Source organism: Geobacillus sp. Manikaran-105, from assembly GCF_002809955.1.
GTDB classification, from domain to species: domain Bacteria; phylum Bacillota; class Bacilli; order Bacillales; family Anoxybacillaceae; genus Geobacillus; species Geobacillus thermophilus.
The window spans coordinates 1-9647 of record NZ_PIJG01000073.1 but is presented as its reverse complement, the minus strand read 5'-3'; the positions used below and the strand labels follow the sequence as shown (position 1 = coordinate 9647).

Annotated in this window: 12 protein-coding genes; 1 reads left to right on the top strand and 11 read right to left on the bottom strand. The window is 53.3% G+C overall.

Annotated features, from left to right (window positions below; genetic code table 11):
- Window positions 1-262 precede the first annotated feature (262 nt).
- The 6 genes from CV945_RS15605 to CV945_RS15580 all read right to left on the bottom strand — a co-directional run bounded on the left by CV945_RS15605 (window position 263) and on the right by CV945_RS15580 (window position 3972).
- Window positions 263-532, bottom strand: a complete 270-nt coding sequence (locus CV945_RS15605; protein ID WP_014195798.1) for a hypothetical protein — start codon at window positions 530-532, stop codon at window positions 263-265.
- 24 nt (window positions 533-556) lie between these two features.
- A complete protein-coding gene (locus CV945_RS15600; protein WP_050367236.1) occupies window positions 557-1057 on the bottom strand; it encodes a hypothetical protein in 501 nt (166 codons plus the stop codon).
- Between the two features lie 311 nt (window positions 1058-1368).
- Window positions 1369-1557 (bottom strand): hypothetical protein, encoded by a 189-nt coding sequence (locus CV945_RS15595; RefSeq protein ID WP_033010178.1) that lies wholly within the window; start codon window positions 1555-1557, stop codon window positions 1369-1371.
- A 135-nt stretch (window positions 1558-1692) separates the two neighbouring features.
- Window positions 1693-2055, bottom strand: a complete 363-nt coding sequence (locus CV945_RS15590; RefSeq protein WP_100660123.1) for a LysE/ArgO family amino acid transporter — start codon at window positions 2053-2055, stop codon at window positions 1693-1695.
- Complete coding sequence (locus tag CV945_RS15585) at window positions 2052-3500, bottom strand: PH domain-containing protein (protein WP_069304237.1); 1449 nt, start codon at window positions 3498-3500, stop codon at window positions 2052-2054. Before CV945_RS15585 ends, CV945_RS15590 begins: the two co-directional genes overlap by 4 nt.
- Window positions 3490-3972 carry a PH domain-containing protein gene (locus tag CV945_RS15580; protein WP_069304236.1) on the bottom strand — a complete coding sequence of 161 codons (483 nt, stop codon included), beginning with the start codon at window positions 3970-3972 and terminating at the stop codon, window positions 3490-3492. The genes CV945_RS15585 and CV945_RS15580 overlap by 11 nt, the downstream gene beginning before the upstream one ends.
- A gap of 205 nt (window positions 3973-4177) precedes the next feature.
- Here CV945_RS15580 and CV945_RS15575 point away from each other — a divergent pair, with 205 nt between their 5' ends.
- A complete protein-coding gene (locus CV945_RS15575; RefSeq protein ID WP_042381153.1) occupies window positions 4178-5542 on the top strand; it encodes an amino acid permease in 1365 nt (454 codons plus the stop codon).
- A gap of 51 nt (window positions 5543-5593) precedes the next feature.
- On the opposite strand, the gene CV945_RS15570 is transcribed toward CV945_RS15575, so the two are convergent.
- The 5 genes from CV945_RS15570 to CV945_RS15550 all read right to left on the bottom strand — a co-directional run bounded on the left by CV945_RS15570 (window position 5594) and on the right by CV945_RS15550 (window position 9349).
- A complete protein-coding gene (locus CV945_RS15570) occupies window positions 5594-5782 on the bottom strand; it encodes a hypothetical protein (RefSeq protein WP_231847818.1) in 189 nt (62 codons plus the stop codon).
- A gap of 228 nt (window positions 5783-6010) precedes the next feature.
- Window positions 6011-6577, bottom strand: coding sequence for a YdhK family protein (locus CV945_RS15565; RefSeq protein WP_011231187.1), 567 nt, complete (start codon window positions 6575-6577; stop codon window positions 6011-6013).
- Window positions 6578-6703: 126 nt separating this feature from the next.
- Entirely contained in the window at window positions 6704-7261 is a 558-nt protein-coding gene (locus tag CV945_RS15560) for a TVP38/TMEM64 family protein (RefSeq protein WP_011231186.1), read from the bottom strand.
- A 31-nt stretch (window positions 7262-7292) separates the two neighbouring features.
- Window positions 7293-7973, bottom strand: coding sequence for a response regulator transcription factor (locus tag CV945_RS15555; RefSeq protein ID WP_014195790.1), 681 nt, complete (start codon window positions 7971-7973; stop codon window positions 7293-7295).
- A gap of 2 nt (window positions 7974-7975) precedes the next feature.
- A complete protein-coding gene (locus CV945_RS15550) occupies window positions 7976-9349 on the bottom strand; it encodes a sensor histidine kinase (protein ID WP_013523746.1) in 1374 nt (457 codons plus the stop codon).
- Between the last annotated feature and the right edge of the window lie 298 nt (window positions 9350-9647).

The window sequence follows — 9647 nt, the reverse complement described above, 5'->3', positions numbered from 1 at the left end:
CGATCGAGTTCTTTCCGCTACCTAGGGCATTTTCTATGACCGAAATGCCCTATTTGTGCTGGGCTTTTTTATACACTAGCACTGGGGTGAATAGTTACCGGACAACCACTGCCTGCCGGAAAGAATATACGATGCCCTGGTATAATCGTAATAAGTATAAAAACATTTCAACCACTTACATGATATATAGTCAAAAACCGGTCATTCATCTCCTCATGAAAATGAGGAGGATTCTGACCGGTTTCTCCTAAAGCGGACACCGTTAAGAAGGGAAATAGAGCTCTACAGCCCGATGCTGGCCATAAAACCGATAACGCCTCGGGAAATCGTGTACGATCTCATAGCTTGGGTAGTCATCCAACCGAATGGACCAGCGAATGCGCCCATCTTTGATGAAAGATAGCAGACCGTCTGATCGTTCGATGCCATCAAAGAAAAACCCGTCACGCGCCACCAGCTCGTCTTCTTCATAGAAGTTGACGACAACTTGGCGATGGCGGTATTCCGTCAGCAAAGAAAGCAAGTCACCCACGTTTTCTCTCTCCCTTACACGTGATTAGATCGGCCAAAATAGATGAAGGAGAAACAAACCGGCAAACAGCAAGGCAGAGACAAGATGAAACGTTCTTCTCCACCCTGACGCTTTTTGCCGCCGAAGGACACCTGCAAACAAGGTGATGGCCAACATCGCGAGGCTTGCATAACCGGTCACCAGTTTCCCATGGCCAAAACCGATCACCGCTCCGAGTTTCCATGCCATCACCACTCCGTGAAAGACAATCAAGCTCGTTCCGACAACCGCGAGCGGGATGTGGGCTTTCATCATGCTTCTTGCTATCCGCGCTAACGTGACTTTGACCTTCCGGATTTTTGTTTTGCGGATGACAAGGAAGATAAAATACATATTGACATTGACCAAAAACAGCAGCACCGCCACTTGTGCCAGCCATTTTCCTGCCAGCACCGCAGCTGAGTTGTTCGGGCGAAACAGCCAGATATAAACCGCCGTGCCGATCACCAACAGCGCATTAATGATCATCCAAACATAGTGGGCCATACATCCTCCATGGTTGTTCCGTTTACCACCCATTTTACCCCAAAAAACCATCCCGTCGGAGTGAGGATCATCACACCACAAACGCAGGGGCACTTCCAATACCTAGGTGCTTCCCCTCATTGACGGAAAGCCGTAGGCCGACTTTTTCACTCAACCAAAGCCAATCGGTTCATCCCATGTCGAAGAGAGCGACGCTCTGCCTGAGATGAACCGATGGCTACTTTGTCACCAGGGCTCGATTGTCCATAACCGTTTGTCTCTAAATGGTGCCGCGGCATCTAAACTCGACGGCGGGCATCGTCTTTCGCTTGTTATAACACTAGATATACCCCGATTCCCGCCGCTAGCACAAGGGCCAACCCGGCATAAATCAACACTAGGCGGGTGAGATTGCCTTCGGTTGCTGATGTGTACTGTTCGTCCCCCCGCCCCGACAGCGCGAGCGTGCCGATGAGGCCTGCAAGCATCACGACAGCCGCGGCAATCATTGAGATCGTCAACGTTCTTCCCCCTCTTTCGTTTGCCTGTCGGAAAAATGATCCGCCCATGCGATTCACGCTCCGTTTGCATCTTTCTTCCCTTCTTTTCTTTCGTTGTTTCCTATTTTAGCAGATCATTTGTTCGTTGGGAACAACTCAGGTCGCTTTCAAGGCGGCAAAAGCGATTTGTTTGCGGGGCGGAAACCGTTCCGCCGCTTCGCTTTCGCCTGTTGCAGGCTCGCTCTTCCATGTACTCCAGCCCATATACAGCCAAAAAAGAATGCCAGCCCCCATCACGGCTGTTCTCAGCCAAGCGGAACCAAGCCAAACGAGCGAGACGCCCAAAACGGCGAGGAAAATCAACAACGTATCACACAACGACGCCGTCAGCACCGCCGGCAAGGCATGCCGCCAACGCCGCTGGACTGCTCCTTGGGTCAAAATGAACACGTTTTGCATCCCCAATGGCAAAATGAGTCCAAACGCAAGGATAAGCCCGTGAAGAAAGGCCTTCATCATGTTTGGTCCCCCTTTTCCCCTTGCAGCCAGCGATAGATCGAAGCGGCATCTTCTTCATCCACATCCACGACACGGGAGCGGGTGCCGACCGGCATGACGGAAGCCGAGATCGTCACCAACTGTTTTTTTCTTTGCCACCATGTCGTTGCGATTTCCAACGATTGGACGTGACGCTTTAACAAATGCGCGGTCGTTCGCCGAAACCAGCCGTTGCGGAGCGACAGCTGCTTCGAGGAAAGCGCCCAGCCGGCCGCTTGATAGCGCCGCGCCCCGATCCACAGAGCAAGTGGCAACACAAACAAAAGCCCTGCTCCCCATGGACGCTCCATATACGCGGCAACTCCAACCGGAATTGTCAACCAATAAAGCGGGCGAAGCATATATCGACTTTTTGCACGCTGAGGAAGCGGACAAAATGGCACATCGAGGCGATACTCGGGCAAACAAGCCTGAACAATGGGGACGATGCGATGCTTTTTGACCAGCGGGCAAAGAACGACTTCCCCTGACGGTCCGCCATCGAGCGCTCCGCCGGCATGAATAATGGATACAGAGGCGTATCCGAAAAAACGGCGCAGCCAATTCTCATGAATAACGACGCCTTGGACGCGGTCAACAGGGACGGACACCGCTTTTCGTTCCAACCATCCGCGAGCAATCACAATCGTGTCTTCTTGTTTCCGCACGACAAACGAAGCGTACCGGATCATATTTTGCACGATGGCCACTCCATAGGCGGCCAAGAGAATCGACAAGATCAATAGAGCAATATACCATCGTCCATGTCCGTTCCATGTCGACTGAATATCACGGACAAGCGCCTCATACGGAATGAAGTCGCTAAATTGCGACAAAAACGCACATAAAGCGGCGACCACGCCAAGCGCCCCACCGCTTGTCAACGAAGCGGCCCATACTTCTTTCATCGATAAGGTAAACAGAGCAGGATGTGGGCGGTTCGCGAGTGGCTCCGGATGGGAAGCGTTTTCCGCCTTGTGTTTCGCCTGTTCCACGCATCGTTGCAGGCGGCGGGCTTCTTCCCTTGATATGGCCCGAAGCGTCACTTCTGCTTCACCGAGGGCATCGCCCGCCGTCTCAATATGCACTTGGACGACCCCCGCCATCCGCTGCCAGATTCCCTCTGTCACCGAAATCCCATGAATGCGCTCCAACGGAATGGAACGTTTTTTGCGAACAAACACCCCTTCTTCAACGACCAAGCAAGTGTCATCCCACTCATATGTAAAACGAAGCCAAGAAAGAACGCCCATGACCAGCGTGTAAATGAGGGCGGCCAACGGCACAAGAATATCGGTCCATGAAAACCCATGGCGACTGCCGGCTGCCATGATGACTAGAAGAGGAACGACCATATTTTTTAATTCTTTTCCTAGCCCGGCCATAATGGCAATCGGATGGAGGCGGCGTCTTGCTTTACGCGTCATTGTCATCCGCCACCTTCGCCCACTCCGTAATCAAGCAGCAAAGCCGTTCTGCTTCTTCCATCGGAAGAGCGGGAATTTCATGAGCGGCCGCCGCCGTGAACACCGCGATGGAAGCCAATCCATACCGCTTAAGGAGCGGGCCTTGCCGCACATCGACATACTGAACGCGGGTCATCGGAATGAGCGTTCGCTTCGTGGACCAGACCCCGCGCTGAATGTCGATTTCTTCTTCGCGAATAGCGTAACGCCAACGGCGCTGGCGAAGCACAGGCACCCATCCCACCCATAGAACCACTTCAATCAACCAGATGCCGGCTAACATCCCCAAACACCATTTCGGGACATGAAAGCGCGCCAGCACCCACGCCATTCCGCCAATGACGGCGCCAGAAACCAATGTCCCCAACGCTCCGGTCCAACGCCACACGGTGATGGCTTTTTCCGAAATCGGTTTACCGCTGTTGCGAAGCATCCTACCAATCTCCTTTTGGCGAGTTCAAAATCTGTTTCCAGTATAACAAAACATTTCCACATTAACGACATGTTTTTTGCGAAACATTGACAGAAAAACAAAATGATTATATTCTAAAACTATCTTTTTTGCTTAATTGCATAAAAGCATAAAAGCAAAAAAGCACATCATGAAATGAACTTCGTGTGAGAAAGGTTGTTGCTGTATGGAACATTCCCGCCCCTCATTGCAAAAAGGGCTGCTGCCCCGCCACGTTCAGCTGATCGCGTTAGGAGGGATGATCGGCACCGGCATTTTTAAAGGAAGCGCCGAGGCCATTCATATCGCCGGACCAAGCGTCGTGCTCACGTACTTGATCGGCGGCGTGCTGTTGTTTTGGATTATGGCTGCACTGGCCGAGATGGCGATCGCGTATCCGGGTTCGAACGTTCAACATTTGATCCGCCGGGCGTTTGGCTTTCGCCTGTCATGGATCGTCGGCTGGCTGTATTGGATCAATTGGACGTTGGTCACTGTTGTCGAACTGCTGGCTGCCGGCAGCTTTCTGAACTATTGGGTTCCGTCTGCGCCGTTATGGCTGCTTGCCCTCCTGTGCGCGTGTCTGATCATGGGGTTGAATCTTTTCCCTGTGAAGTATTACGGGGAAGCGGAATTTTGGCTGGCTGGCCTGAAAGTGGCGGCGCTAGTGGTGTTTATCGTGCTCGGGGCGTGCGTATGGGCTGGCGTGATCCCAAGCGGCATAAGCGGCTCGTTTCCGTCTGCCGGCGACGGCGGATGGTTTCCGCACGGGTTTGCCGGAACGCTCAGCGCCTTGCTTATCGTGATGTTTTCCTATGGCGGAGCGGAGCTGATCGGGGTGGCGGTGACGGAGATGAAAGACGCCGAGCAGGTGCTGCCGCGCGTCATTCGCACCACAATCTGGCGGGTTGTCGGCTTTTATCTTTTGCCAATGGCCATCATTTGCGGCATTATGCCATGGAACACCGTTTCGGAAACGAACAGCCCCTTTGTCCAAGTGTTGGAAGCGATCGGGTTGCCCGGCGCGGCCCATGTCATGAACGCGGTGTTGCTCATTGCCGTCTTATCGGCGGCCAATACAGGCGTCTATGCGACTTCTCGGTTGCTGTACACCATGGCTGAACAAGGAGAAGCAAGCCGCCGCTTGCAGCGGACGACGAAACACGGGGTTCCGCTGTACGGGATGGGCATGGTCGCCATCTGCATCGCCGCTGGCGTGATCGGCGCCTACTTGGCGCCCGGGCGGATCATCGGGGAATTGATGACGATTCCTGGGTTTACCGTGCTCATCGTTTGGATGATGATCGGCGCCGCTCAGCTGAAGCTGCGGCCGCACTACAAAACGAAGCCGTTTTTCCGAACGAAAGGGTTTCCGTACACAACGATGGCGGCGGTCGGGGCGCTCGGGGCGATTTGGCTTGGCTTTTTGCTTCAAAGAGAGCATCGAATCGGTTCGCTTCTCTGCGTGGCCGTCTTGGTTCTCTTATTCATCTATTCCACTGTCAAAGAAAAGCAGCATCAAGCAACAAAAGCGCCCGGGCGAACGGCGTAACCAAACCGCCTCTTTTCGCTCGGGCGACAGCTAGAGACGGGCGTCCTTTCATCATAGACGGCGCCCGTCTTCCTTTTTTCGTGTCCAACCGTTCCCACGATATTCGTCCCATGCCCGCCAGGCCATGGTCGCCATGCCGAGCGCGAGAATCAGCGCCTGTCCGTCCATCCGGTGTTCCGTCCATAAGTGATGCCCTGCCGCTCCGATGCCGTAAAGCACCCAAACCACTGAAAACCACATAACTCCCAACCAAAATCTCCGCATCGTTTCTCCCTTTCTTTCTCCCGTTTTCCCGATCGCTCCGTAAGACTCAGGCGAAGCCGCCTATATTGTCTATTTTTTGAAAAAATAGGGGATTTTCGTATAATTATACCACAATTTTCACAAATGAGCCGAAAAAAACAAGCCATTCCCCTATGCTCCAAGGGAAATGGCTGCGCGTTTTGCGGAAACACCGATGATGATTCGTTAGTTGGCCGGCGACAGCTCGTCTTCGGTCACCCATTTGTGGTTGGTCACTTTTTGACCAGTTTCCGTATCGATGTAATCGACCATATACACCGTCGTTTGTTTCGCCGAATCAATGACTGCTTTGGCCCCTTTCATCCCTTCCATGTGATCGGCATTCAAGACGACTTCATCGCCCGGCTGGAACGGTTTGTCTCCGGCGTTTTCGATTTCTTCGTGAATGACCCATTTATGGTTTTTCACTGGGTCCCCGCCTGTAGTTGGGGTGTATGTGACCGTATAGACGATCGTGTCAAAGGCACCGGTGACAGTCGCCTTGGCTCCATCCATTCCCGGCATATGGTCGGCATGGATGATGACTTGGCTTCCAACCGGATACTTTGGTTGTTTCGCCTCCTTCAATCCGGCCGGCACCTCTTTGGAGCCCGAGTGATTCATTCCTTCATGCCCGGTGTGAGAAGCTGTATGTTCCTTTGGCGCTTTGTTGTCGTTGGCACCGGTGCAGGCCGATAACAAGAGCGCTGCCATAACTGAAGTTGTTCCCAATAACATTTTCCAGTTTTTCATCGTTTTCACCCTCCTTGCCTTGTTAGCATACCGGACATTTGTGCAGATTTTGTGGAGATGGCCTTGGATTTGCCGCTAAAGGCCGTATGGCGCCTAGGCTGACTGTCCTTTTGGGCGGGGGCTGTTTCACCCCGCTGCTTTTTGCCCTATCTTTCGCCAGACGAACCACAAAAGAACGATCGATGCAACAGCGAGCATCAGTTTGCCCTCCCAGGCGGCCTCGAGGAATTGATGGACGGCATACGCTTCCATCCATAAAGCCGGGAGCTTGCCGAGCGAGCTAGCCGTTGCAAACACAGAAAGAGACGTGCGGCCGATGGCAGCAACGAACGTCACCGCCCCGGATGGCACAAACGGCAACAGTCGAAGCGCGAAAATAAGCCCAAACGCCTCCTTGCCACTTGCATGAAGCAACGGCTTCACCTTGGGATGGGAAAGCCATGTCGTCTCGCTCCATCGGCGAAGTCCTTTTCGATACAAGACAAACGAGACGACCGCTCCGATCGCCTCGCCGGCAAACGACACCCAAAAGCCGGGCCAAAATCCGAAAACGGTCAAATTGGCGGCAGTTAAAAAGGCGCTTGGGACGACTCCGAGCACGCTGATCACCACATTGCAGGCTAGACTCAAGAAGTACGCCGCTCCGCCGTATGCTTGAAGGAACTCAATCATCCGTTCTTCCATTTGACCCAAACGCCTCTCTTTCCGAAAATGGTTATGACTTGCGCCCTTCCCATTTGTAGCCGACGCCCCAGACCGTCTGCAAATATTCGTCCACTGGGAACCCCGCTTTCCGCAATTTTTCGCGGATGTTTTTCATGTGGGAGTCAACGGTCCTCTCTTCCGTATCAGCGAGATAGCCCCATAGCGATGCGATGATTTGCCCGCGGCTGAACACCTGATTCGGGTGCTTTAACAGCAGCCCCAAAATGGCAAATTCTTTCGGCGTCAACGCAATCGGCTTATCTTCGTAGCGGACCGTATGTTCCTCTTCGTCCCATACAAGCCCGGCCGCGCGAATGGCGGAACGACCGCCAGCTGTACGGCGCAGCACCGCTTCAATGCGAGCAAGCAGTTCCGCCTCGTCAAACGGTTTCGTCACATAATCGTCCGCTCCGATTTTCAATCCTTGGACAATATCCGCCGTCTCATCGCGAGCGGTGACCATCATGATCGGCACATTCGAAAACGATCGAATGCGGCGGCACGTTTCCCATCCGTCGAGTTCTGGCATCATGACATCAAGCAGCACCAAATCGGCATGATGGCGCCGCAAATAGTCAATGGCTTCCGCCCCCGAACGCCGTTTCACGCAGCGGTAGCCGTTCGGCGCTAAATACAATTCCAATAAATCAAGCATCCGCTCTTCATCATCAACCAACAGCAAGGTATACATCGTTATCCCTCCGGCAGCGTAATGAGGATGGTCGTTCCTTTTCCTTGTTCGCTTCTAGCGGCGATCGTTCCCCCGTGCGCCTCGACGATTTCTTTGGCAATCGCCAAACCGAGTCCGGTCCCGCCGCTTGTCCGCGACCGCGATTTGTCAACCCGGTAAAACCGCTCGAAAATCCGGGGCACATCTTCCGGCGGAATGCCGGTTCCTTCATCGGACACGGCAATGACGATTCCTTGCTTTTGAAGGTGAACGGCGACGGCCACCGTCGTGCCGGAAAACGCGTACTTTCGTGCATTGTCAAGCACGTTGATCATCACTTGCTCGAACCGCTGCCGATCGATCGCGGCCATGACCGAACCGGGGCACTGGCACACAAGCGACAGCGATTTTTCCTGAAACGCGGGGCGCAGTTTTTCACACAATTTTGTCAAAAACGAACAAAGATTTGTCGGTTGCTTTTCAATCTGGAACGAGTGTTGCTCCAGTTTGGCTAATTCAAACAAATCTTTGACCATCTTTTCGATCTTTTCCGCTTCTTCGTAAATGATCGCCATATAGTTCGCCCGCTGCTCCTCAGACAGATGCGGACGCCTAGCAATGTCGGCGTATCCTTTCACATACGTCAGCGGCGTGCGCAATTCGTGAGAGATGCTCGCTAAAAATTCGCTCCGCTCTTGTTTCAAATACGCCAAATCGTTGGCCAGCGTTTGAATCGCTCTCCCGAGTTGCGCCAGCTCGTCGTTGCCTTTCATCTCGAGGCGGACGGAAAAATCCCCCCGGCTGAGCGCCTCGGTCGCCTGTTTCATGCGAAGGAGCGGCATCGTGATGGCGCGGGAGAAAAAGGCGATGGTCAACACGGTGATCGCCACCGACAGCACGCCAACGACGATAAAATGATGCTTCAGTTTATACACCATCGTCCGGATCGAGCGGGTGTCTTGAAACATATACACATATCCTCTTGTTTCACCCCTGATTTGAATCGGGCTGACGGCGGCGATATGCGATGCCCGCTTCCAGTCGGTTTCGACCATCATTCCCCGGCGGGGAATATGGCGACCGTTCGTTAAAGGAATGATGCGCTTGGCAAACGGAACAATGCCGCTAGAAGCCGATACAATCCGGCGCCGGGCGTCAGTGATGGCGACATCGGTTTCCGCCTCTGATTCCATCATCACGACATGCGCCAACGTCGTTCGATCGTTATTTTTCTCCAAGACGTTGCGGTGGCTGTTTCCCCGCGCCAACAGCTGCGCGAATTCTTCCTCGATGCGCGCATGGACGAGCGTAGCGTAGAGGGAAACGAACAGCACCATTTCAATGGCCAAGACAAAGGCAAAAAACAGCATTCCGAGTTTCCATGACAGTTTTCGCACGGATTCCTCTCCTCATCCATCAAGCCCGAGTGTCATTTCAATTTTACTATTTTATTTGGCAAATGTGCAGAAAGTGTGGAGATGCGGCTTTGCGCCGCGCCAAGGCGTCTTGTCCTGCCAAGGAGACAAACCTTGGCGGATGCGTCTTTTTCCTTCTTCCTTTATACTAAGAAGCAGACTGTGCTCATGTAGAGACGACAGGTAGCGTCAAAAGTTCTATGAAAACTCCACACAGATCATCCCATTGAGCATCGTGGGGCATGCGGAGGGCCGGATTCGCCCTTGACCAACACCCGCC